We start from the raw sequence: 22,891 nt of genomic DNA on the forward strand, positions 1-22,891 counted from the left end.
AGTGGGATGTGAGGAATCTGGCCGTTTCATATGGTTTTAGCTGTGAAGAAGAGTAGCTGCTATATACTGATTCACTTGAAAATCTTACTCATGCGAGTATAATTACCCGATTCTGAACATCCGTTTCAAGAGGTACAGGCACAACCCCTGTGCCCGCCAACCAAGGACGATATTATGAATAACAGCATTCAACCGAACTACCATGATATAACTGTAACTTGCTCTTGCGGTAACACTTTTGTAACTAAATCCGCAATGGAAAAAGATACTTTCAATATCGAAGTATGTTCTGCATGTCACCCTTTCTACACAGGTAAACAGAAAATCGTTGACTCTACCGGCCGTGTGGATAAATTCAATCAGAAATACGGCAATATGTTCAAACGTTAATTCTTATTTGCAACATGTTGCACCGAAAAAGACTGCCATCAGGGCAGTCTTTTTTATCAGATAATCTGATGTTGTGTTCAATACAGCAGCAAAAATAGCCAAAAAATTCGAATATTTTACTGGTTTGATTATTTCAAGCGGGTATACATTTACCTTTCATATTACAGAACTCTTTCTTTGATATTTCCACGCACAATTGTGAATTTGCATTTTCTGATTCATAGTTAGCAAAAAGCATTGATTTAATCTTGTTTTATCGGGATGGCTGTTTTCTGTTGCTTATCCAATTTTAGAATCTGAAAAATACAAATTTTTCTTATTTTTTTATTCAATATATAAAATCGATAAACGCTAACGCTGGCTTAAAGTTTGATTGGTTAATAACCATAACCAGCTTACTAGTACAAAAGGTAAGGTTAATACAGGTATGGCTAATGGCTTCAGTATTGTGGCTAATGCTGCCTGAGTAAGAACAGTGAAGATAATACCGAAGATAATATAAATAACAGTTTTAAAATCTTGATTATTACTGAAAGTAGCCAGTGTGATAGCTGTCAGGATTGCATTAAAAGAATAGAGGCCGAGAGAAATCATTTCAATCTGACTGCCATATAACAGTGCAATACCGATGGCTAGTAAAGAACCGGCCAGTGCATAGATAGCCATTCTGATTGAATTGACTGCCAGCCCTGCCAGAAAAATAACACCTACCAGTGTGCTGTTAAATAAAAATACTTCGGCAATGCCCAGTATACTATCCGGTATTAGATGCAGCAGATGAAAACTTGAAATCTGTGCAGATAGTGCAGCAGACGGTTCGCGTATCAGTACTGAGAATGATGGTGTAGCCAATAGATACAGCCATGTAAGCAACACAAATGGTATTGTCAGACAGGGTAGGTACCATTGCTGTAATATTGAGCTGAATGCTTGTGTAATAAATACTGATAATATGGCTGCAAGTATGATACTTAGCCATAAATACAGTGAATTTTCGCAGAAAATAGATAAGGCGATACCAATCAGACAGGCATTGAAACCATAAATTCCTTGCAGCCAGGCTTTGTGGTTCAGCTGATACAGATAAGCTATTGCATTGGCACAGACCACAGCAAGTAAGCAGGCCAGAGCAGTTTGTGGCTTACCGGCACTGTAACTGCCAAATAGTATGCCTATTAAAAAGATTAACCCGGAAACAGGATTGTTTTGCAACATTACCTGCCCGTAGCTGCGCAGGATAACATCAATAAACTGACAAAGCTGATTGGTACTGGTTAACTGATGCCAGTACTGACGTACGGAGGCTGTGCTCATCCGATTTCTCCTTTTTTATTTTTACTTTAGCTGGACAGACAAATTATTAGCAGCAATGGTAACTAATTATAAAAGAGAATAAACAATAGGTGTGCTGCAGAAGCGCGAAAATGTCATTATTCCAGATTTGTTTATACTAAATAATATGTTATTAAAAAATAAAGATTATTTGCGATATGGCATTGGATAAAACACTTAAATAATGGATTGAATACCAGCCAGAGAGAAGAAAATCATTAAAATGTGAATTTTATATACTAAAATAAAAGAAATAGATAAATTTGATTAGTGACTGGTGATTATAAAAATACAAAAATTAAATAATAATTATGGTCAAGTATTGTAAAATAATAGATTTATTTGTAATAATATAGGGCGATTAAAATATTATGATGGAACTTAGGTATGAAAATATTAAAAACTATAGCGATGTTATCCATAAGTCTGATGCTTTTTGGGTGTAATAATTCGAATCCTGCACAATCAAATAAAAATGCTAGTGAAACAGCACAATCAGAGAGTAAATCAGAAGCTGATAAGTCAGGAAGCAATAAATTAGATAATAATGAATTACAGGTTTACTTTGACGAATTTAAAAAACAACTTCCTGTCAGAGTTTCCTCAAATACTCAATTAGTTGATATCTATATAGAAGATGGAGTAGCAAATTATAAATATGTTGTAACTGGAAATAAAAAAGAATTAATGTTATCTGCATCGAAAAAAATGACTACTGATAATTTGAAAAAAATATATTGTTCTGATAATGATCCTGGTGTGGTGCAATTAAGAAAATCTCTTCCGAAAGGGGTTAATCATCATTATTTTCTTAATGATGAAGAATTATTTAATGTGCGTATAACAGCTTCGGATTGTGAAACAAAATAAATCGTGATGGAAAATTAATAAAAAAAATAACAGAATGTTAAATTCTGTTATTTTTTTATTTAATAATATTAAATATTTAAATTTTTTGGTAAATGCGGAGTTTAAATAAAATCCAGTGTATGATATGGATAGATGTAAAAAATCAGAGCATATAAAAAATAATAGATTAAATTGATAATCTGGAATATAGCTAATATTAAAGTTATCTTTATCATCTTATCAATACATCGGATCATTATATTTCTACCGTATAAATAATTATTTACGGCAAATATTATTTGTTCTGACAAAAAAATAATCCAGAATATATTTTCTTAATTCCTAACAGAGGCGAACAATTATCAGCAGGGGGATTAACTTTTCTGCCGAATATGCTATTGTTCGAATAGCAGCCGGTATAAAGCCATTTGCCTGACTGCTGATTCTGATAACTGGTATGGTTACCAGATTTTTTATGATAAAAATATTTAGCAGGAAAAACTTATGCAGCTACAGCTGAATTCTGTTGGTACACCTTTATTCTATGGTGTATTTATTGTGATTGTCATTGTGATGATTGCAATTGATATGCTTACATTGAAAAAAGAGGGAGTGCATCGGGTTAGTACCAAAGAAGCTTTGCTATGGACAACAGTCTGGATTACTGTCTCTCTCGGATTTGCTGCCTGGCTGTATTTTGAGCTGGCACATAATCCTGCCGCCGGTCCGGCTATAGCAGCAGATTCGGTGATGGATTTCCTGACAGGTTATGTTTTGGAAAAATCACTCTCAGTCGACAATATTTTTGTATTTATCCTGATATTCGGTTATTTCAAAGTGCCGGCTGAGTATCAGCATCGTGTTTTGCTGTACGGTGTACTGGGCGCTATTGTACTACGCGCCATTATGGTGGCTCTGGGTGCAGTACTGGTCAGCCGTTTTGAATGGGTATTGTATCTGTTTGGTGTATTCCTGCTTTATAGTGGAATTAAGCTGATGCTGCCTGAAAAGACGGAAGATAAAGGTCTGGCCGATAATCCGCTGATAGGCTGGCTGCACCGGCATATGCATGTTAGCGCGCAGTTAAACCGGGAAAAATTCTTTACCGTTGAAAACGGTCAGCGTATGGCAACTCCTTTGCTGCTTACGTTGATTGTGATTGAATTAAGTGATGTTGTTTTTGCTGTTGACAGTATTCCGGCAGTATTTGCTGTCACCACTGACCCGTTTATAGTTTTTACTTCCAATATCTTTGCGGTACTGGGGCTGCGTGCGATGTATTTTTTACTTGCTAATGTAGTAGAAAAATTTATCTATCTGAAATACGGGCTGGCTGTGGTTTTAACTTTTATTGGCGGCAAAATGCTGGTGGCCAAATGGTGGCATATTCCTTCTTTTGCTTCACTGACTGTCGTGTTTAGTGCCTTAATGATTGCTATACTTGTTTCATGGTGGAAAACCAGACAACAACCATCAGCTTAATTAATAATAGGTGATATTTATTTAAACAGCCCGTTATCTGTTACTGCCATTAACCGGCAACAACAGATAATGGGCTGAAATTCGAAATTAGCTTAAAAACGATTAAGCTAATTTATTGATGATTTCGCTTACCCGTGCTACGTAGATTTTAACGGTTTCAATATCGCCGCGCGGAATTTCATCTACGCTGGCATCTGCCGGTGTTTGTATCAGTGCTCCTCCAGAGCCTCCGAGCACATTAATATCATTACGGTCTGCTTCTTTGTTATTGGCCGGTAACAGCCCCAGACTTACCCAGATACCGCCGTGCTGTGCGGCCAGTGTTTGCATCCAAATAAGCGTAACCTGTTTGTCACCGTTAAAACTGGCACTATTAGTAAATCCGCCAAATACTTTATTTTGCCAAGCGCGCTCTGCCCACAGTCCTGAAGTGGCATCAGCAAATTTTTTGAATTGCCAGGGTACATTGCCCATATAAGTAGGTGCGGCAAAAATAATCCCTTTGGCGTCGTGAAGCTGTTGCCACTGATCATTGTCCAGATCACCATTAGCATCAATTTCAACCAGGACTGCATCGGTATCTGCGGCGGCTGCTTCAGCTATTTTACGAGTATGGCCGTAACCGGAAAAAACTACTATCGCCAGTTTACTCATTTGTACATCCTTATGAATGATTAAATATTAAAACAGTTTATGCGTGCTGTGCTGCTACAGCAAGAGAGTTTCAGGAAACAAAAATTTCGATTATTGCCTGCGAAGAAATTATTGACTGATGCATTATTATCCTTACACATACCAGTTGCTATGGTATTTAGCTAATACACTAATGCACTAAGACAGCATGCTTGAATTTGTTAGTTTACGGTACGCTTGCTGTTGTGGTAAATTATTGTTAAACTCAATTAATACATAATCATGCTAGAGTGATAACAGACAGGAAAATTAATGTTGCCGGTAGCCTGTATCAGGCTTACAAAAGATAATTAACAGCGGCAGCACACATCAGGCACACAACCATTTCTTCATAGTAAACACTGTAATTGTTTCAGAACCTGCCCGTACCGGCGGCACACCAAAAATAGCCAACAGGGCAGTAACCGTGGTGTAACTTTTACTCATGAGAGGTAATTATATGGCGTACGCTAGTACCAATCCTTATACCGAGCAACAGGTAAAGGCATTTTCTGATACTACCGATATTGAGCTGGAAGCAGCATTAAATCATGCTGATGCCGCTTTCCATCAGTGGAAAACTACTACATTTGCCCAGCGTGCGCGTATTCTGCAAAACGCTGCTGATATTCTGCGGGCTAATATTGAAGAATATGCCAGTTTACTCACGCTGGAAATGGGTAAACTGTTTAGTGAAGCTAAAGCAGAAACTGAGCTGTCAGCACAGATTCTTGAATATTATGCAGTTAACGCTGAACGGCAGCTTCAGCCGGAAGTGTTACCGGTTACATCCAATAAAGGTAATCGTGCCCGTATTGAATTTGCTCCACAGGGTATTATTCTGGCTGTAGAGCCATGGAATTTCCCTTATTACCAGATAGCACGTATTGCAGCCCCGCAACTGGCTGCCGGTAATGTGATTGTGCTGAAACATGCTTCTAATGTACCTCAGTGTGCAGCAAAAATGGAGGCGATGTTCCTTCAGGCCGGTTTAATGGCCGGTGCTTTCCAGAATCTCTATCCAACTCATGCTCAACTGGCCAAAATCATTGCAGATCCGCGTGTACGTGGTGTAGCGCTGACTGGCTCTGAAAGTGCTGGTGCCATTGTTGCTGCTCAGGCCGGAGCCGCAGTGAAAAAATGTACCCTTGAACTGGGTGGTGCAGATGCTTTCATCGTACTCAATGACGCAGATATCGAAAAAGCAGCTAAATGGGCTGTCTTCGGACGTCACTGGAATGCCGGTCAGGTATGTGTCAGTGCCAAGCGTATTATTGTAGAAGATGGTGTATACGACCGTTTCCTGAGTTTGTATCGTCAGGGTGTGCAGCAATTGCACATGGGTGATCCGATGGATGCAGCCACAACACTGGCTCCGCTGTCTTCACGCTCAGCCGTTACTGGTTTACAGCAGCAGCTGGATGAAGCAGTTAAGCTTGGTGCGCACGCTGAGGAAATCCCGCTGGACATGCCTGCTCAGGGCTGTTTCTTCCGGCCGGTTATTCTGACCAATATTCAGCCGGATAATCCGGCACGTCACTGGGAATTCTTTGGTCCGGTTTCTTCAATTTACCGTGCTAAAGATGCAGCACACGCTATCGAGATTGCTAACGATAGCCCGTACGGATTGGGCGGATCTATCTTTACTGCTGACGAAGAACGCGGTGCACAGCTGGCTCAGCAGATTGATACCGGTATGGTATTTATTAATCATCCAACCATGGTAAAAGCTGATTTACCTTTCGGTGGTGTGAAACGTTCCGGATTCGGACGTGAATTACTGGATCTGGGCTTAAAAGAATTTGTTAATGCTAAGCTGGTAAGTATTGCCGATATTGACGGTGAATTCTAAGCAGAGCAAATAAAGCAAAACAGGGCTGACAGTGTGCAGCCCTGTTTTTTTATCTCCACCGTCAGTAAATTAATTTTTTCTTTATTTTCTCCATTGTGGTTAGCAATCTGTTTTTCGGTTCAGTAAAGTGTTTACCTGGAGAGACATATACGTTACTGAAATGTAATATATATGTAGCATTATGCTAAATTCCGGCTATTGTGTTCTGCTGACAATATATTCTCAGGTAAAGTGGTGATATCGAGTTTTTATGCATTATCTGATTGATAATAATATTTTATTTCACCATGATGAGCATAAATGTGTACCAGTGATTGAACAGGAGGCCGTATGTTAACCATTATCGCTGCACCCACCAGTCAGGATTTTGCTAATTCACGCCTGAGTGAAAAGTATACTCAGCCACAGTTTCTTAAACAGAGCGAACAGTTAGTACATTATTGCCGTCAGCTAAGTGTGAAACAGCTGGAAGAATTGATGCACATCAGTCCGCATCTGGCTGAGCTTAATCAGCAGCGTTTTCAGGACTGGCATACGCCATTTACCCCTGATAATGCTTTACAGGCGATTTTTGCCTATAGTGGTGATATTTACACCAGCCTGAAAGTCAGTGATTTATCCCTGCATGAACTGGATTATATGCAAACCGCTGTATGTATTCTTTCCGGTTTGTACGGCATATTGCGTCCGCTGGATTTAATCCAGCCCTACCGCCTGAGCATGAATGTACGTCTGGAGAATCCTAAAGGTATTAATTTGTATCATTTCTGGCATGAAACCCTGACCAGCCATTTGAATCAAATCGAAACTGAAACCATCATTGATTTAGCTTTTGATAATTATTTCAAAGCAATAGATAAGGATAAACTTAAAGCACAGGTAATTAAACCGGTTTTTCTGGATGAAAAAGCGGGTAAATACATGAATGTTAATGCTTATGCGAAAGAAGCCATGGGATTGATGACTCGCTTTATTGTATGCAATAAACTGCACTCACCTAAAATGCTGCATGAATTCAATGAGCATGGTTACCAGTTTGCTGCACATGAATCAAGTGAGGATGAACTGGTGTTCAAACGTTCAGAAAAAACAGCTCAGCAATACCGTAATTAGGCATATTATTCAGTATAGCTGTACAAAAGTTGCAAAAAAAGCAGAGCAAGTACATAAAAATGTGGTAGTTGTAGCAAAATTAGGTACAATCGCCGCTTTTACCATCGCAAAGGTGTAACCATGTCTGAATCAACCCCAATCTGCCCGCAATGTGCCAGCGAACAAAATTATTTTGATGGTAGCTTTACTGTCTGTCTGGAATGCGGACACGAATGGGATGCTGCTAGCAATACCGGCTCATCACAAGAGCTTGATGTTAAAGACAGTAACGGTAATCCGTTGTCGACTGGTGACGACGTTATTCTGATTAAAGACCTTAAGCTTAAAGGTAGTAGCACTGTTTTGAAAAAAGGTGCCAAAGCTAAAGGTATTCGTCTGGTTGAGGGCGATCATGAAATTGATTGCAAAATTGACGGCATGAAAATCATGCTTAAAGCGTGCTTTGTGAAAAAGGCCTGATATTTTTTAAAAAGGTACGTACACCAAACCCACCATGTCTGCCAATTTTTAATTGTATTTTTAATTGTAGATAGGGTGGGTTTTGATCTGTGGATAACTAAGTTATCCACATACAGGCGCCAATATGCTCTAATTATTGTCAGAAGTTAACCCCGGATCAACGACTGCATAGATGCGGTTGTCCAGAACACTGGCACTGATTCTTTGCATAATGACATTAGCCAGTTCAGTACGATGAATAAAACCATGTACCTCCTGCTGATAAAAACATTTACCTGTGCCAGTAACGTCACCATTAGACAAACCGCCCGGACGCAGAATTTCATAATTCAGCTTACTGGTTTGCAGCCATACCTCTGCCAGAGATTTTTCCCGTACAGCATGCCCGAAAGCAGTTTTTGCGCGTTCAGACATAGTATGCCATGAGTCGCCGCAGCCCAGAGAGGTAACCAGCAGCATTCGGGAGATACCAGCTTGTTCAGCTTTATCAATAATCAGGCGCTGAGCCAGATAATGTGCGCCAGCTGATCCGCCCAGAGTAGAGACAATTATGGTATTGGTGCCGGCAAGCCGGCATATTTCTTTGACACTGGATTCATCGGTAGCATCACCAACCACAGTCTGCACACCCTGCTGGTTTAATTCAGCGGCAAAAGCGGCATCGCGTACCAGCGCCGCACAGCGCCATTCAGATGATTGTTGTAATGCCAGCTGTAATACCTGATAGCCGGTACCTTTTTTGGGGCTCACCCCGAACAATAATAGCGTTTTCATCAGTTTTTCCTTAGTCCGGACGGAAACGTTGAGCCAGAATTCTGAATTTATCTAATTGCTGTGCTTTTAATTGTCTTTGTTCATCACGTCCGACAAAAATTTTAAACATAGCTTCACCCTGACGGTTCAGAAAAATAATTCCCGCGGTAGCCATATGCATAAAACTGCGCTCAACAAAAGCGATATGTGCACAGTTTTCTGCCCGGATATGCCCGCCGAATGCTTGCTTATGCTGCAAATTAAAATAACCGGCACCATATTTTCCAGCTGGTAGTTCACCGGAAAATTCAGCAATAATATCCGGAGTGTGAACCAGAAAAGTAATTTCACCCCATGTAAGCACTTCCTGCCACACAGTATCAAATTGACTTCCGTCTGTCATCACTGCATCAGGCATGGCTTCAATTACTGCAGTTAAACTAGTCTGATATTGCCGGGCAATCTGTTCCAGCGTACCTTCCGGGTTACTTTGCATGAAAAGTTTAAGATTATTACTTGCAGACTGTTCAGTCATTTTTATTTCCTTAAATTAAAACTGTTTTGACGCTGAGATATTACGGAGCAGCGGCATGCCCTGGCGCGGGTTTTCCGCTTTGGCGCATCTGCATCATTTTTTCCTGCCGCTCAAGATGTTCCGGATTATTCAAAGACAATAGTAATTGCTGCAAAGCCTGTAACAGATTGCTCGACCAGAAACGGCCTGATGGTGTTAGCAACAGACAGCGTGCATCATTGACGAGTAAACCCGCCTGCTGCCATTGTTCCAGTAATGGATCCAACAAGTGAGCCTGTGTTGTCAGTGCAGCTAAATCAACCCGACCCTGTTCTATACCGGCCTGAAGCTGATATAACCATTCTCCTAGTAAAGATTGGCCAGTAAGCATCATCAATGGTTTTTTACCTTGTTTCAGCCGGGTATAGTACTCAGCCAGATCGCGTTGCAGCATAAATGACTGACCGCCCAGCCGGCCACCGGCACCGGAGCCAAATGCAAAGAAATCAGCACCCTGCTTAATTAGCAGATTATATAAATTTCGTTCACGTGTGGTTTTAGCCCAATGGCTGTTACTTAGCTGCATCCAGCCCTGCCGGCGTAAAAAAGCTTCACCCTGTAAATAAAAATGACATTTATCCGCTACTGAAGGTAATTCAAGTTGGCCGTTTTCCACCCGCTTAGCCAGCGGTGTGGAAGAAAGCAGATTTAGAGCATACAAATCCACACCATCCAGCGGCAGACCGGCAGCAAGTTCTAAGTCTGTTTGCCAGCTCTGAGGTGTCTGCCCAGGCAATCCAAACATCAGATCGCATACCAGTGCTACACTGTCTTTAGCGGCAATCCGTTCAAATGTTTCTATAATCTGTTCACGTTTGGATAAGCGTCCGAGCTTCTGACGAATATTGGTATCGAAAGTCTGAATACCGATTGAAAACCGGTTTGCACCTGCTTCTATATAACTATCTGTACGTGCCTCATCGAAATCAGAAATTCGTCCTTCAATACTAATTTCACAATCAGGTGCAAGAGGTAAAGACTGTTTCAGTAAGCTGATTACCCGAGCTAGCTGACCGGCGGGCAGAGCGGATGGTGTACCACCTCCGAAATAAACCGCATGAATGGGTGCAGACTGTAGTGCCGGATTGTTGATTTCCAGAGTGATTTCGGTTAGTAAAGCATCAATATATGCTTCAGTATCAAATTTGCGCAGCAGATTCTGGTAAAACCCACAAAACTGGCAGTGAGTATCACAAAAGGGGATATGAATATAAATCAGCCTTTTATTGCCGGTAAGTTTGGTTTGCTGTAATTGTTGCCATTGCTTTTCGATATCTTCCGCAGCCAGTGGCATACTTGCGCGTAATGGCATGACAGCCCAGCGATCCTGAAACGGTAAACCAGAATATGCAGCATAATAACGGCTTAAATCCAATGATTTCATAACACAGACATAAATTGAAAGCTGCAAGAATTAAATAATAATTATTATCATATGGCAATGGTTTTATGACCATGTATACTTAACAATATCCTGTTTATTGATACATATCAACAGACATGAATATGCCAATAGAAATGTTTATTCTGTAGAATAGTTGTGCAAAAACTATTTTATGCGTGCTGGAATTCATCTATCAATGATTAAAGGTAAAAATTAGATGGATTAGTAAAAAGAAGAGAAGATGAAGCTAAATTTTGAGAAAAAGGATTATAGTAATGAAGAAAATTCTACTAATTATATTAATATTTATGAGTAACAATGTTTTTAGTGATAGTTTAATAGATAAAGTGAATAATGGTATGAGTAAAGAAATAAAACATAATTCAACTATAATAGATAAATTATCTAAAATTCTTTTAAAAAAAAATATTGATATTTTTCAGGAGGAATGGGAAAGTGAGTTGAATAAAAAATGTAACTGGGTACGTGATAATATTGATGTTTACCTCTGCGGTCAGGAGGATAGACTCAGTTATTCATTATGTTTACTTAGCGAACAAAATTCTTTTATTAATGAATTAATTTTATTGATATATCATAATAAGATACCAGTAAATATTAAATTACAAAAATACATCACTAAAATTCCAGAGCAAAAACAATATAATATTTATTTCAATCTATTAACAGAGAAATATGCTTCAAAATTTTGCAACACATTTTATACTTCAACAGATATTAATGATTGTATAAATCGTTTCCTTTTAACTCAATATCAGCCCGAAGAATATGGATTTAAGCTTACAGTGGATAAGAGTTATCTATATGATTCTCCAAATTTAAAAAATAAAACAAAAATATATTTAATTAGAGAGGATAAAATCGAATTATTAAATTATAAAAATAACTTTTATGAGGTCGAATATACAACAAAAAAAAATAAGATAATTAAAAAATGGCTTCACTGTTCTGCTATTGATGCTTGTATTTCTGATTAATAAAATTAATCTTAAACGGCAAGAAAAACATTTAAAATAAATGTTTCTCTTGTAAATCCTAATTTAGTTGTTGCTAAAAATTATTTATTATCATCAAACGGTTATCTATGGGTAAAAAAATGCGGCTGAATCAGATGGGAGTGTGAATAAATTTATCTTTCTGAATTAAAGCTTGATAAGCTTAAAACTGAATTTATAAAAATCAATATTGATTAAAGTTCTGATTTTTGAATTAATTGAATTTATTAAATGGTAATTATATAAACTCTGTATTCTGACTATATATTTAATTGGCAGCAGGTTATCTTTATGGCTAAGCATTATTATTGAATATTCTGAAAATAAATAAAAATTTGATAATCTCAACAGTTAAAACAGGAATTAATAAAGAAAATACTGTATAGTTAACATTTGTAAATTTATTATTCATCCACCGGAAATAAATTATGCAACAAACCCAATATGTCCGGCAGATTACCGGATTGCTTATTGGTACCGCAGTTGGTGATGCAATAGGGCTGGCTCGTGAAGGTATTGCTCCTAAGCGAGCCAGACGTATGTTTGGCGATAAAATTCAGCACAACCTGATTGTTACTCCATGGGGGAGAATAGGGTTATGCAGTGATGATACTGAGCATGCAGCGATGGTGGCACAATGTCTGCTGAGCTGTAAGCTGAATCCGAAGGATTTTAGTGGCCGGCTGGGCAGAGGCATGAGGCGATGGTTTCTGACCATGCCGGCCGGTTTGGGGATGGCTACTTTAAAAGCCTGCCTGAAATTGTGTCTGGGTATAAATCCGGCTAAAAGCGGTAATAATTCTGCCGGTAACGGAGCGGCTATGCGTGCACCGGTTATAGGCTGGTTTTTTGCCGGTAATCCAGACATCATGCGTGAATGCATTCATGCAGCTACCATCATAACTCATACTGATCCGCGTGCTGAAGAAGGCGCATGGGTGATTGCCATGGCCGCCGGCTATGCCAGCCGGCAGCAGTCTGAGGTGTCTGCTGACAGTTTCTTTGCTGAGATTATGCCTGCGCTAAGCGGAGAGCAGCTTATCAGTCACTTGCAACTGGCTCAGCAGAAACTTAAGCAGCAGGCTCAATTGCATGATTATCTGCTGGCGCTGAAACTGGAAAAAAAAGGAATTACTGGCTATATTAACAATACCGTGCCTGCTGTTATCTATGCATGGCTGCGCTATTATGGTGATTACGAACAAACCGTCAGTGCATTAATACATGCAGGCGGGGATACTGATACCACGGCAGCCATTGCCGGCGCTCTTGCCGGTATTTATGTGGGCGGAGCAGGTATTCCAGAACAATGGCTGCAAGGTGTGAAAGAATGGCCAATGAGTATGAATTATCTGCGCAAACTCTCGGTGGCACTGGCTGACAGAAAACATCATCCGAAACAGATTATCAGTCTGAAACAGCCACCATATGTTTTCTTATTATGCAGAAATATACTTTTTTTCTGCATAATCATGTTGCATGGTTTCAGACGGCTGTTACCGCCCTTCTAAATTATTAAAAATTAATATTCTTGTTCTTGATAAAAACTATAAATATTAAATATCTTTAAAATTCAATAAATAAGCCACCTTAAAGGTGGCTTATTATATAAAATTAATCAATATTTAAATTATGATGGTATTTTAACCTTATAAATAGAAATCAATGTTTAGTTAGGTAAAGCAAAAAACTAACAACTCTGCTGTAGTTATGCAGTAGGGGCTTTTAATGTAGTTAAAGAATTAAAAGACATATACTGGATATTTATTCTACAGTCACCGATTTCGCCAGATTTCGGGGTTTATCTACATCAGTGCCGCGAGCCAGTGCGGTGTGGTAGGCCAGTAGCTGTACCGGTATGGTGTGTACAATCGGGGAAAGTACGCCCATATGGCGCGGGGTACGGATAACGTGTACGCCTTCATCGGCGCTGAATTCGCTGTCCAGATCGGTGAATACAAAGAGCTCGCCGCCGCGTGCGGCTACTTCCTGCATATTGGCTTTAACTTTCTCGAGCAGGCTGTCATTAGGTGCAATCACCACTACAGGCATATTCTGGTCTACCAGTGCCAGCGGACCGTGCTTAAGCTCACCGGCGGGATAAGCTTCGGCATGAATATAGGTAATCTCTTTAAGTTTCAGAGCACCTTCAAGGGCGATGGGGTAATGAATGCCGCGGCCAAGAAACAGTGCGTTATTTTTAGCGGCAAACTGATTTGCCCAGCCGGCAATTTGCGGTTCGAGATTAAGTACATGCTGCACGCTGCCGGGAAGCAGGCGCAGCTCATTGGTATATTGCTCTTCTTCTTCAGGGGTAACCAGTCCACGCATTTTACCCAGTGTTACCGCCAGTCCGAACAATGCCACAAGCTGAGTCGTAAAGGCTTTGGTAGAGGCTACACCGATTTCGGCACCGGCACGGGTATACAGTACCAGTTCACTTTCGCGCGGCAGAGCCGATTCCATTACATTGCAAATAGAAAGGCTGTGCTGCATGCCCAGTGACTGGGCATATTTAAGCGCTTCCATGGTATCAAGTGTTTCGCCGGACTGAGAAATCGTGATGACCAGCTGTTCCGGGTCGGCAATAACTTTGCGGTAGCGGTATTCACTGGCAATTTCGACGTCTGTCGGTATTTGCGCAATGGCTTCCAGCCAGTAACGTGCAGTAAGTGCGGAATAGTAGGAGGTACCGCAGGCAAGAATTTTAATGTTACGGATTCGCTCAAAGATGCCGGCAGCACTGGCGCCAAAGTTTTCCGGCTCAAAGCCGCCTACCAGAAATACTTCGGCGGTGTCGGTGATGGCTTTGGGCTGTTCGTGAATTTCTTTTTGCATGAAATGGCTGTACAACCCCAGTTCGAGCGAAGCTAAGGACAGTTCAGACATTTTGATTTCACGTTCTGCCGGCTGTTCGTGTTTGTCGAGCAGAATATCAATGCCTTGTGTGGATAGCTGAACAAGGTCGCCATCTTCGAGAAAGACAACACGACGGGTATAGGCAATAACGGCGGAAACATCGGAAGCGATAAAGCTTTCATTTTCACCCAGCGCCACTAATAGCGGACAGCCCATACGCGCAGCTACAAGTTTATCGGGATTATCTCTGGCAATAACGCCGATGGCATAGGCACCCTGAAAACGTTTGCAGGCAGTTTGTACCGCCTGAAACAGGTTGCCGGTGCTGGTGTGGGTATATTCGTAATGGATGCTGTGAGCGATGACTTCGGTATCAGTTTGGGATGTGAATTCGTAACCCAGTGCTTGTAGCCGGCTGCGCTCACTTTCAAAGTTTTCGATAATGCCATTATGAACAATGGCAATCATATTGTTAGAAATGTGCGGATGAGCGTTGGGTTCAGTAACACCGCCGTGTGTTGCCCAGCGGGTGTGACCAATGCCCAGTCTGCCCTTGAGTCCGGCAGCCTGAGCGGCTTCTTCCATAAATTTAACGCGGCCGACACGGCGTACGCGCTCAATACCGTCCGGTGTCCATACGGCAATGCCGGAAGAGTCATATCCGCGGTATTCCAGCCGTTCCAGACCGCTGGTAAGAAATTCTACTACGTTATTCTGTGCGCGAATGGCGCCAACTATGCCACACATGGTTTATCCTTTTTCAACAGGCATGGTTGCAATGCAATTACGGTTTTTTTACCTGGCTGGAATGCGGCTGTTACGGTTTGCGGGTTATGCCGTGCTGATTCCAGTTTATGTGTATCGTCTGCCTGATGATGCTGTTTCAGTTTTATTTGAAATGAAGATTGTAATGGAAACGGCGGATTTGTACAGTAAACTTTGTTTACAGCCGGCTGTACAAACAGACAGATATGTTTATGCTAATGGTTTTCAGGATGATGTTGGGTAGATAAATTATCTTTATATATCAGATATTTTATTCATTTGTTCTGTGGGTGTCATTAAATATCTGGTTTAGGGATATGTTAGTGGTATTGATTTATGCCGGCAAATTGTTAATGTGTTTTCACCTGAAAAAACAGTTCTGCATCCAGGTAAGTCAGATTTGAAATTTTTGCTGGTTCAGGCTAAGCGGCTAATCGGAATGGTTCTGTCTGTGCCGGTGACGGCCTGATAAATTTTTCTGGCACCTTCAGGACAAATAAAGCAGTCGCTGCATTTACTTTGCTGACAGGAAGGCTGGTAAGGACCTATCTGGCGGATGATCCCTTTTCTGAGCCAAAAATTAAGCATTTGCTCCATGGCACTTTCCTGTACCTGAAAATGGCGGGACAAATCCTGCAGGCTGGCTTGTCCGATAGTGATAAGGTAGTCACGAATGGCAGTGATAAGCATATCCGGTAGTCCTTTATCTGGGTTGGCTGATGGTTTGTTCCTGCTGTCTGGATAACTGAATGCAAACAGATAGTGATGATTTTGCAAATATCACTATCTGTTCAGGTAAATAAGTTTTGGTAATTAGTAAAAATGCCTGATTACTCAGTGACAGCAGCTACTTTTGCTGTGCGGGCAGTTTTTCATGGTTATCTGGCAAGTCTGACGCCGGCTGCCGATAAATTTCATGCTGCAAACAACAAGAATAAACAGACAGGCTACTCCGCCAATCCAGTATGCGGCGCTGGTACTGTGACTAAGCTGGTGGTACTGGTAGTAAATGGTGGCACAGCTCCAGCCGGTAAAGAATGTCCAGCCGGCTACAAACAGCATCCAGCGTCCGCCGGCTTCGCGGTAAATGGTACCTAGCGCAGCCGCACACGGTGTATATAGCAGGATGAATATGAGATAGGCCATTGCGGCGGCACTACTGCCGAAGGAGGTTTCCAGTTTGGTTACTGTGCGTCCGGTCATGTCCATATCCTGCTGTACGCTGTCAGCACTCTGATTCAGCGCACTAAACCCCAGAGGATCGAGAAAGGAACCGGCCAGTTCGTTTAAGTTGGCTGGTATGGTGTTTAGGGCTTTGATGACACCGGCCTGAAAATTAAAGATTTCTTCTCCGCCATCCTCTTCCGCTTTCATAGAGTACAGGGAGTTGAGGGTGGCAATGACGGCTTCTTTGGCAAAGATACCGGTAAATATACCTACCGTAGCCGGCCAGTTTTGTTCATTGATACCCATAGGTGTGAATACTGGGGTAACTTTCTGACTGGCAACCGACAGTACAGACTGGCTGCTGTCATTGTGGCCGAATGAGCCGTCGCTACCCAGTGAGTTAAGCAGGCTGAGAATGGTTACCATGAGTACGATGGCCTGTCCGGCACGGAAAATAAATCCTTTCAAACGTGACCATGTCAGGTAAAGCATGCCGCGCAATGTGGGCAAACGATAAGCGGGCATTTCCATAATAAAAGGGGTAATGTCACCGGGCAGCAGGGTGTGCTTGAGAATAATACCGGTAAGAATGGCAACACCGATACCGAGCAGATAAAGGATAAAAACCACGGTTGAGGCGTTTTCAGGAAAAAACAAAACAGCAAACAGGGTATAAACCGGCAGTCTGGCACCACAGGACATAAAAGGTATCATGCTGATAGACATGAGACGGTCACGGGCACAGTCCAGTGTGCGGGTGCCCATAATGGCGGGTACACCACAGCCGAAACCGACCAGCATAGGAACAAAGGCTTTGCCTGGCAGACCAATGGCACGCATGCCGCGGTCGACTACCATTGCGGCACGCGCCAGATAGCCGGAATCTTCGAGAAATGACAGGCACAGAAACATGGCTGCAATAACCGGAATGAATGTGGCCACTGTTTGAATACCACTGCCGATTCCATTGGCCAGAATAGCAATCAGCCACTCGGGAGAGCCGAGTCTGGTGAGCAGGGCGGAGAAGCCATCGACAAATATGGTACCAAAGAGGATGTCGAAGAAATCGATAAATACAGAGCCGAATTTAACCGCTACCATAAACATCAGGTACATGACGAATAGAAAAAACGGGATGCCGGTATAGCGGCCCAGAGTAATGCGATCAATTTTATCGGATAAGGACAGATTTGCTTCACGCGGCTTTTCAATTACAGAGCGGCTTAGCTTATCGATGGCATCATAACGGGCACTGGCAAGGGCAACGTCGATTTCATGGTTACACCAGTCAGACAGGGCATCACGGCATTGTTGCAGGATATGTTTTTCGGTTTCAGTAAGAGAAACGGGGTTCTGTTTAAGTAACAATTCGATCAGCGACCACTGGTCGAGCTGGTGTACGGCACTATCGGCCGGAAGCTGAGCCAGATAGTTGCGGATAATGGTGCTTTGTTTGCTACCAAGAGTATCCAACTCGGGATGGGCAGCTACAGGGTTGGTGATGGCCTGTGCAATTGCCTGTTTGAGTTGCGGTATTCCGGTTTTTCGTGCAGCGGAAATGGCGATAACCGGACAGCCAAGCTGTTTGCTTAGTGTGCTGATGTTGATATTTTCCCCTATGTTATGCAAGGCATCGATCATGTTGAGAACGACCAGCATCGGCCGTTTGAGATCGAGCAACTGGAAAGTCAGGTACAGACTGCGTTGCAGATTAGTGGCATCGATAATGTTGATGATCAGGCTGTCTGGTTCATTGAGAACAAACTCACGCGCAATCATTTCATCCTGAGAAGCAGCTATGTCGAGATTTTCTATGGCATAGGTACCGGGCAGGTCGATGATTTCTACCTGTTGCTGGTTTATCTGGATACTACCGGTTTTGCGTTCTACAGTTACCCCGGGCCAGTTGCCGACCTGCTGGCGTGAACCGGTAAGCGCATTGAAAAGCGTACTTTTGCCGCTATTGGGATTGCCGATTAATGCTATTTTCATTGTGTCGCCTCAACTACGCCGATGGCTTGTGCTTCACTGCGCCGCAGGCATAGGTAAAATCCGCGGGTTTTGATTTCCAGTGGATCGCCTAATGGTGCTGTACGGATTACGGTAACGTGGCTGCCGGGCGTAATGCCCATGGCTAACAGACGCCGGCGGAAAGGCAGAGATTCGGGCAACAGTCGGGTTATAACTGCCGGCTGACCAAACGGTAGTTGATCAAGAGTAAGTATTGGCACTGCGGTTGACCTTCAGTAGTAGGTAAGGTGTCTTTGTTATTATTGGGAATCATTTTTATTGTACATGATATTACTTTTGCCTGTTAATTTGCTTGTATGAATGGCTAAGAGAAAATGCTTTGTTTAGTTCTTTTGTGAAGAATATAGTGAATAAAGTGATTATTTTGCGAATTATAATTAGTTTGTGTATTTTTTAAACGCAGATATGTAATGCTTTTGATTAAAGTATGGCGGGTTTGGTGAAACAGATGTAAAGGCAGGAAAGATTAGTGAATAAGATAATCAGCCCGGCAGGTAGAATAGCACTGGCGGGCTGATAAAGAGATTATTTCTCGTTGTTTTTTTCTGGTCGCTGCCATTCTGACAAAGTTGTCTGGCGACTGCGTGACAGTGTCAGTTTGTCTGGCGGACAGTTCCTGCTCAGAGTACTGCCGGCACCGGTAGTGGCACGGTCACCTATGGTGATGGGCGCAATAAGCATATTGCCGGAACCGATGCGGACATGATTACCAATGGTAGTACGGTATTTGTTAACTCCGTCATAATTACAGGTGATGGTACCGGCGCCAATGTTGCTGTTTTCGCCAATAGTGGCATCGCCCAGATAGGTAAGATGATTGGCTTTGCTGCCATAGCCAATGGTGCTGTTTTTAACTTCGACAAAATTACCGATATGCACTGCGTCACCAATCTGTGCCTGCGGTCGCAGGCGTGCAAACGGACCAACCCGGGCATCGCTGCCAATATTGCAGTTTTCCAGATGGGAATTGGGGTGAATGATGGTACCGGAGCCGATAGTGGCGTTTTTAATCACACAATTGGCACCAATGGAAACGTTGTCACCGAGATCTACATTCCCTTCCAGAATGACATTAATGTCGATTATTACGTCTTGCCCGTGGGTTAGCTGTCCGCGTAAGTCGAAACGGGCAGGGTCACGCAGAGTTACGCCAGCCTGAAGCAGTGCTGTAGCCTGCTGTTGTTGCAGGATGCGCTCCAGCTGTGCCAGTTGCAGTTTGTTATTAACGCCGGCTGCCAGCCATGATGTACGCACTTGCAGCGGATGAACGGGAATATTGTCCTGTCGGGCTAGTGCAATGACATCAGTCAGGTAGTATTCTTGCTGACTATTGTTATTTTGCAACGCATTGAGCCATTGGGTCAGCTGACAATTAGGTAGTACAAAGATACCGGTATTGGTTTCGCAAATGGCTTTTTCCTCTGCGCTGGCATCTTTTTCTTCAACAATGGCGACAACATTGCCATGTTGACGGATGATGCGGCCATAGCCGGACGGATTGTCGAGAACGTCGGTCAGTAATCCTACGTCTTTACCGGCGGTGCTGAGTAATTCTTCCAGTGTTTGCTGATCGATAAGAGGTACATCACCATACAGAATCAGAGTGCGTCCGCTGTCGGATAAATATGACAGAGCCATTTTGACTGCATGGCCGGTACCCAGTTGCTGATCTTGTTCCACCCAGCACACGTCTGCCTGAATTCGTTCCCGTACCAGCTCTTTGCCGTGGCCAATAACGACGGTGATATTGTCCGGATGCAGACTCTGTGCGGTGTTAATAACACGTTCCAGCATGCTGATACCGCCGATTTCATGCAAAACTTTGGGCAGGCGTGAATACATCCGGGTACCTTTGCCGGCTGCAAGGATGACGATATTTAAGGGTGAATTAGCCATAAATTTGTATATATTAAGATGTGAAAACGGGCTGTCGGTAATCTGGCATGATTCCGGCAGCCCTGTACTGATGTATCTGAATTATTCGGCACTACTGTTTGAATCTGACCAGTGTGTGTGTGCCGGTAATTTTTCGTCTGCATCCCCTACAGTGGGTTTCATCACGTGTGGTTCGGGGCGCATGCTGTTATAGCGCATATTGTGTGAGTAGGTGCCATCCTGATAAACCACACGTGTACCCGGTTCATATTTCTGGCGCAGTTTTGTCTGTCCGCTGGCATCCTGATAGGTTTCCCATGTGCAGCCACTGATGGCCAGTAGACCGCAAATTAAACAGATTCCGGCACGCATGGTGTTGTCCTTTGAGGTTAGTCGTTTGTACAGGGATATTGTAGAGAATTTGTGTGCCTGCGTATAGTTGCTTTATAACAGAGACGGGGCAATCTGTAGCAGACTGTGCATATCCGGTACAGCAGCATCGATTCCGGTAGCCGGATGGCTGTGTGTTCCGAACCATACTGTTCGCATGCCCAGTGTATGTGCTGTTTTCAGATTGGACAGGCTATCGTCTACCATAATGCATTGCTCAGGGCGGATATGCAGCTGCCGGCACAGACTGTGGTAAGCATGCGGATGAGGTTTGTAAAGCATTTGTACATTATCAGTACCAAATAGGGCATGGAAATGTGATTCAATTTGCATGGTACTGATCAGTGCCTGTACATAATGGCTGGGACCATTGGAAAAAACGACTTTATAGCCGGGCAAATGGGTCAGGGTATGCTGTATTTGCGGCACAGGCTGCAACAGAGGCAAAATTTGTTCCAGCGGGTGACACGCCAGCAGAAATTCCTGAAGATTGATTTCCGGATGGTGTTTTTGCAGTCCGGCCAGTGTAGCGCCATAATCCTGCCAGTACTGCTGACGCAGCCGGGAAGCGGCAATATCGTCGATATTCAGGGTGGTGGCTATATAGGCTGTCATGTGCTGATTGATAATACCGAATATGCCCGCATCAGCCTGATGCAGGGTATTGTCGAGGTCAAATAGCCAGTAATGAGTTGTCATGATTTGTAAGATGGCGTCAGATTTTTACTATAAACGTCTAAAACGGGTATGATTGTATATGAAGAATACCTAATGATTTTAATGGCAGGAGACCGGAATGAAAGCAGGTAAGTGGTTAATCGGAGTGCTGTGTCTGTTACTCAGTATGGTTGCACAGGCACAGACAGAGGTACGTTTGGCTGTACATGATTCATTTGCTTTACCTAAAAATGTTCTGGCTCAGTTTGAGCATGATAATAATGTGAAACTGACTGTGATTAAAGTCGGTAGCGGAAATGAAATGCTCAACAAGCTGATTTTAACTCGTGCTAAACCAATTGCTGATGCAGTATATGGTCTGGATAACAGTAATATTGCTAAGGCTCAGCAGTTTAAACTGTTTGCTCAGGCACAGCCGTCCGGTCGTCCGGTTAATGTTTCTCTGCCGCAGGCTCTGGCAGTGGATTACGGCTATATTACGATTAATTATGACAAGGCATGGTTTCAGAAACATGGCAAAGCTGTGCCGCGCTCGCTGGAAGAACTGGCCAGCCCAGCTTATCGCGATTTACTCGTTGTGCCCAGCCCGGCCACTTCCAGTGTGGGACTGGGTTTTCTGCTGGCGAATATTGGCGGCTTAGGAGAGCAGGGCACCTGGCAATGGTGGGCTAAAATGCGCCAAAATGGTGTAAAAGTGACTAAAGGCTGGAGTGAGGCCTATTACACTGAATTTACCTTGAACGGAGGCAGCCGACCGATGGTGGTAAGCTATGCTTCCAGTCCGATAGCGGAAGTTTATTATGGTAAGGGTAAATACAAAACACCGCCAACTGCCGATTTACGCTTTAAAGGGGCAGTGTTCCGTCATATAGAAGGTGCTGCGGTGCTGAATCATGCCAGTCAGCCTGCACTGGCCGCTAAACTGGTGCAATATTTGCAAAGCAATCAGGTACAGAATGCCATTCCGACATCCATGTGGGTTTATCCGGCTGTAAAAGGCGTGTCTTTGCCGCCGGTATATGCTCATGTAAAAATTCCGACTACAGTAACGCAGCCAAGTATGGCTGATATGGCAGCTAAGCAGCAAAGCTGGGTTAAACAATGGGTAAAGGTAGTGCAGCGCTGAACAAATAACCTGTACTGTCGCCATGCGGCTGTTTATTGCGGCCGGAGTAAGAAATAAAAACAGGGCATGGGTATGCCCTGTTTGGTTATACAAATACTGAATCTGAGGTAATCGTCTGGTAAAT

Annotated in this window: 22 protein-coding genes; 10 read left to right on the forward strand and 12 right to left on the reverse strand. The window is 42.8% G+C overall.

Features of this window, described 5'->3' with window-relative positions; all coding sequences use genetic code 11:
• Positions 1-174 precede the first annotated feature (174 nt).
• Positions 175-390, forward strand: coding sequence for a 50S ribosomal protein L31 (gene rpmE, locus H3T84_RS10385; protein ID WP_037394224.1), 216 nt, complete (start codon positions 175-177; stop codon positions 388-390).
• Between the two features lie 351 nt (positions 391-741).
• On the opposite strand, the gene H3T84_RS10390 is transcribed toward rpmE, so the two are convergent.
• A complete protein-coding gene (locus H3T84_RS10390; protein WP_198219038.1) occupies positions 742-1,704 on the reverse strand; it encodes an urea transporter in 963 nt (320 codons plus the stop codon).
• A 405-nt stretch (positions 1,705-2,109) separates the two neighbouring features.
• On the opposite strand from H3T84_RS10390, the gene H3T84_RS10395 reads away from it, so the two are divergent.
• Together H3T84_RS10395 and H3T84_RS10400 are read left to right on the forward strand one after the other, a co-directional pair.
• A complete protein-coding gene (locus tag H3T84_RS10395; protein ID WP_174834130.1) occupies positions 2,110-2,592 on the forward strand; it encodes a hypothetical protein in 483 nt (160 codons plus the stop codon).
• 483 nt (positions 2,593-3,075) lie between these two features.
• On the forward strand, positions 3,076-4,053 hold the full coding sequence (locus tag H3T84_RS10400) for a TerC family protein (protein WP_279037952.1): 978 nt from the start codon (positions 3,076-3,078) through the stop codon (positions 4,051-4,053).
• Between the two features lie 102 nt (positions 4,054-4,155).
• Here the strand turns inward: H3T84_RS10400 and H3T84_RS10405 are convergent, their stop codons facing one another.
• A complete protein-coding gene (locus H3T84_RS10405) occupies positions 4,156-4,707 on the reverse strand; it encodes a flavodoxin family protein (protein WP_084587083.1) in 552 nt (183 codons plus the stop codon).
• Between the two features lie 478 nt (positions 4,708-5,185).
• On the opposite strand from H3T84_RS10405, the gene H3T84_RS10410 reads away from it, so the two are divergent.
• From H3T84_RS10410 to H3T84_RS10420, 3 genes are all read left to right on the forward strand, one after another.
• On the forward strand, positions 5,186-6,577 hold the full coding sequence (locus tag H3T84_RS10410) for an NAD-dependent succinate-semialdehyde dehydrogenase (RefSeq protein WP_232346185.1): 1,392 nt from the start codon (positions 5,186-5,188) through the stop codon (positions 6,575-6,577).
• 330 nt (positions 6,578-6,907) lie between these two features.
• On the forward strand, positions 6,908-7,690 hold the full coding sequence (gene yaaA, locus H3T84_RS10415) for a peroxide stress protein YaaA (RefSeq protein ID WP_198219040.1): 783 nt from the start codon (positions 6,908-6,910) through the stop codon (positions 7,688-7,690).
• Positions 7,691-7,810: 120 nt separating this feature from the next.
• A complete protein-coding gene (locus H3T84_RS10420; protein ID WP_025331531.1) occupies positions 7,811-8,149 on the forward strand; it encodes a zinc ribbon domain-containing protein YjdM in 339 nt (112 codons plus the stop codon).
• 129 nt (positions 8,150-8,278) lie between these two features.
• On the opposite strand, the gene H3T84_RS10425 is transcribed toward H3T84_RS10420, so the two are convergent.
• Genes H3T84_RS10425 through hutW form a run of 3 tightly spaced genes read right to left on the reverse strand, consistent with a single transcriptional unit; the run spans position 8,279 to position 10,860 of the window.
• On the reverse strand, positions 8,279-8,923 hold the full coding sequence (locus H3T84_RS10425) for an NAD(P)H-binding protein (protein ID WP_198219041.1): 645 nt from the start codon (positions 8,921-8,923) through the stop codon (positions 8,279-8,281).
• Between the two features lie 10 nt (positions 8,924-8,933).
• A complete protein-coding gene (hutX, locus tag H3T84_RS10430) occupies positions 8,934-9,437 on the reverse strand; it encodes a heme utilization cystosolic carrier protein HutX (RefSeq protein WP_025331529.1) in 504 nt (167 codons plus the stop codon).
• Between the two features lie 40 nt (positions 9,438-9,477).
• Entirely contained in the window at positions 9,478-10,860 is a 1,383-nt protein-coding gene (gene hutW / locus H3T84_RS10435) for a heme anaerobic degradation radical SAM methyltransferase ChuW/HutW (protein ID WP_198219042.1), read from the reverse strand.
• 275 nt (positions 10,861-11,135) lie between these two features.
• Here hutW and H3T84_RS10440 point away from each other — a divergent pair, with 275 nt between their 5' ends.
• Both H3T84_RS10440 and H3T84_RS10445 read left to right on the forward strand, forming a co-directional pair.
• Complete coding sequence (locus H3T84_RS10440) at positions 11,136-11,858, forward strand: hypothetical protein (RefSeq protein ID WP_198219043.1); 723 nt, start codon at positions 11,136-11,138, stop codon at positions 11,856-11,858.
• A 446-nt stretch (positions 11,859-12,304) separates the two neighbouring features.
• Positions 12,305-13,387, forward strand: coding sequence for an ADP-ribosylglycohydrolase family protein (locus H3T84_RS10445; RefSeq protein ID WP_198219044.1), 1,083 nt, complete (start codon positions 12,305-12,307; stop codon positions 13,385-13,387).
• Between the two features lie 253 nt (positions 13,388-13,640).
• Here the strand turns inward: H3T84_RS10445 and glmS are convergent, their stop codons facing one another.
• On the reverse strand, positions 13,641-15,482 hold the full coding sequence (gene glmS / locus H3T84_RS10450; RefSeq protein ID WP_198219045.1) for a glutamine--fructose-6-phosphate transaminase (isomerizing): 1,842 nt from the start codon (positions 15,480-15,482) through the stop codon (positions 13,641-13,643).
• Here glmS and H3T84_RS10455 point away from each other — a divergent pair.
• The gene (locus H3T84_RS10455; protein ID WP_198219046.1) at positions 15,472-15,744 is read left to right on the forward strand and encodes a hypothetical protein; all 273 of its coding nucleotides are present in this window, start codon (positions 15,472-15,474) and stop codon (positions 15,742-15,744) included. The two genes, glmS and H3T84_RS10455, sit on opposite strands and share 11 nt — an antisense overlap.
• A gap of 173 nt (positions 15,745-15,917) precedes the next feature.
• On the opposite strand, the gene H3T84_RS10460 is transcribed toward H3T84_RS10455, so the two are convergent.
• The 6 genes from H3T84_RS10460 to H3T84_RS10485 all read right to left on the reverse strand — a co-directional run bounded on the left by H3T84_RS10460 (position 15,918) and on the right by H3T84_RS10485 (position 21,662).
• A complete protein-coding gene (locus tag H3T84_RS10460) occupies positions 15,918-16,190 on the reverse strand; it encodes a FeoC-like transcriptional regulator (RefSeq protein ID WP_100115984.1) in 273 nt (90 codons plus the stop codon).
• Between the two features lie 144 nt (positions 16,191-16,334).
• Positions 16,335-18,659, reverse strand: coding sequence for a Fe(2+) transporter permease subunit FeoB (feoB, locus tag H3T84_RS10465; RefSeq protein WP_198219047.1), 2,325 nt, complete (start codon positions 18,657-18,659; stop codon positions 16,335-16,337).
• The gene (locus H3T84_RS10470) at positions 18,656-18,898 is read right to left on the reverse strand and encodes a FeoA family protein (protein WP_051506485.1); all 243 of its coding nucleotides are present in this window, start codon (positions 18,896-18,898) and stop codon (positions 18,656-18,658) included. Before H3T84_RS10470 ends, feoB begins: the two co-directional genes overlap by 4 nt.
• Before the next feature lie 325 nt (positions 18,899-19,223).
• Positions 19,224-20,594: a bifunctional UDP-N-acetylglucosamine diphosphorylase/glucosamine-1-phosphate N-acetyltransferase GlmU gene (gene glmU / locus H3T84_RS10475; protein WP_198219048.1), complete on the reverse strand. Its 1,371-nt coding sequence runs from the start codon at positions 20,592-20,594 to the stop codon at positions 19,224-19,226.
• Positions 20,595-20,675: 81 nt separating this feature from the next.
• Positions 20,676-20,945, reverse strand: coding sequence for a hypothetical protein (locus H3T84_RS10480; RefSeq protein ID WP_025331518.1), 270 nt, complete (start codon positions 20,943-20,945; stop codon positions 20,676-20,678).
• Positions 20,946-21,017: 72 nt separating this feature from the next.
• Positions 21,018-21,662 carry a pyrimidine 5'-nucleotidase gene (locus tag H3T84_RS10485; RefSeq protein WP_084562505.1) on the reverse strand — a complete coding sequence of 215 codons (645 nt, stop codon included), beginning with the start codon at positions 21,660-21,662 and terminating at the stop codon, positions 21,018-21,020.
• 97 nt (positions 21,663-21,759) lie between these two features.
• Here H3T84_RS10485 and H3T84_RS10490 point away from each other — a divergent pair, with 97 nt between their 5' ends.
• Complete coding sequence (locus H3T84_RS10490) at positions 21,760-22,767, forward strand: thiamine ABC transporter substrate binding subunit (RefSeq protein WP_037394268.1); 1,008 nt, start codon at positions 21,760-21,762, stop codon at positions 22,765-22,767.
• The last annotated feature ends 124 nt before the right edge of the window (positions 22,768-22,891 follow it).

The sequence above is a fragment of the Snodgrassella sp. M0110 genome, from assembly GCF_016101465.1.
Lineage (GTDB): Bacteria > Pseudomonadota > Gammaproteobacteria > Burkholderiales > Neisseriaceae > Snodgrassella > Snodgrassella alvi.

Bases quoted from the DNA above. Each gene is read 5' to 3' on its own strand.
- rpmE (WP_037394224.1), top strand. From the start codon at position 175: ATGAATAACAGCATTCAACCGAACTACCATGATATAACTGTAACTTGC.
- H3T84_RS10390 (WP_198219038.1), bottom strand. From the start codon at position 1,704: ATGAGCACAGCCTCCGTACGTCAGTACTGGCATCAGTTAACCAGTACC.
- H3T84_RS10395 (WP_174834130.1), top strand. From the start codon at position 2,110: ATGAAAATATTAAAAACTATAGCGATGTTATCCATAAGTCTGATGCTT.
- H3T84_RS10400 (WP_279037952.1), top strand. From the start codon at position 3,076: ATGCAGCTACAGCTGAATTCTGTTGGTACACCTTTATTCTATGGTGTA.
- H3T84_RS10405 (WP_084587083.1), bottom strand. From the start codon at position 4,707: ATGAGTAAACTGGCGATAGTAGTTTTTTCCGGTTACGGCCATACTCGT.
- H3T84_RS10410 (WP_232346185.1), top strand. From the start codon at position 5,186: ATGGCGTACGCTAGTACCAATCCTTATACCGAGCAACAGGTAAAGGCA.
- yaaA (WP_198219040.1), top strand. From the start codon at position 6,908: ATGTTAACCATTATCGCTGCACCCACCAGTCAGGATTTTGCTAATTCA.
- H3T84_RS10420 (WP_025331531.1), top strand. From the start codon at position 7,811: ATGTCTGAATCAACCCCAATCTGCCCGCAATGTGCCAGCGAACAAAAT.
- H3T84_RS10425 (WP_198219041.1), bottom strand. From the start codon at position 8,923: ATGAAAACGCTATTATTGTTCGGGGTGAGCCCCAAAAAAGGTACCGGC.
- hutX (WP_025331529.1), bottom strand. From the start codon at position 9,437: ATGACTGAACAGTCTGCAAGTAATAATCTTAAACTTTTCATGCAAAGT.
- hutW (WP_198219042.1), bottom strand. From the start codon at position 10,860: ATGAAATCATTGGATTTAAGCCGTTATTATGCTGCATATTCTGGTTTA.
- H3T84_RS10440 (WP_198219043.1), top strand. From the start codon at position 11,136: ATGAAGAAAATTCTACTAATTATATTAATATTTATGAGTAACAATGTT.
- H3T84_RS10445 (WP_198219044.1), top strand. From the start codon at position 12,305: ATGCAACAAACCCAATATGTCCGGCAGATTACCGGATTGCTTATTGGT.
- H3T84_RS10455 (WP_198219046.1), top strand. From the start codon at position 15,472: ATGCCACACATGGTTTATCCTTTTTCAACAGGCATGGTTGCAATGCAA.
- glmS (WP_198219045.1), bottom strand. From the start codon at position 15,482: ATGTGTGGCATAGTTGGCGCCATTCGCGCACAGAATAACGTAGTAGAA.
- H3T84_RS10460 (WP_100115984.1), bottom strand. From the start codon at position 16,190: ATGCTTATCACTGCCATTCGTGACTACCTTATCACTATCGGACAAGCC.
- feoB (WP_198219047.1), bottom strand. From the start codon at position 18,659: ATGAAAATAGCATTAATCGGCAATCCCAATAGCGGCAAAAGTACGCTT.
- glmU (WP_198219048.1), bottom strand. From the start codon at position 20,594: ATGGCTAATTCACCCTTAAATATCGTCATCCTTGCAGCCGGCAAAGGT.
- H3T84_RS10480 (WP_025331518.1), bottom strand. From the start codon at position 20,945: ATGCGTGCCGGAATCTGTTTAATTTGCGGTCTACTGGCCATCAGTGGC.
- H3T84_RS10485 (WP_084562505.1), bottom strand. From the start codon at position 21,662: ATGACAACTCATTACTGGCTATTTGACCTCGACAATACCCTGCATCAG.
- H3T84_RS10490 (WP_037394268.1), top strand. From the start codon at position 21,760: ATGAAAGCAGGTAAGTGGTTAATCGGAGTGCTGTGTCTGTTACTCAGT.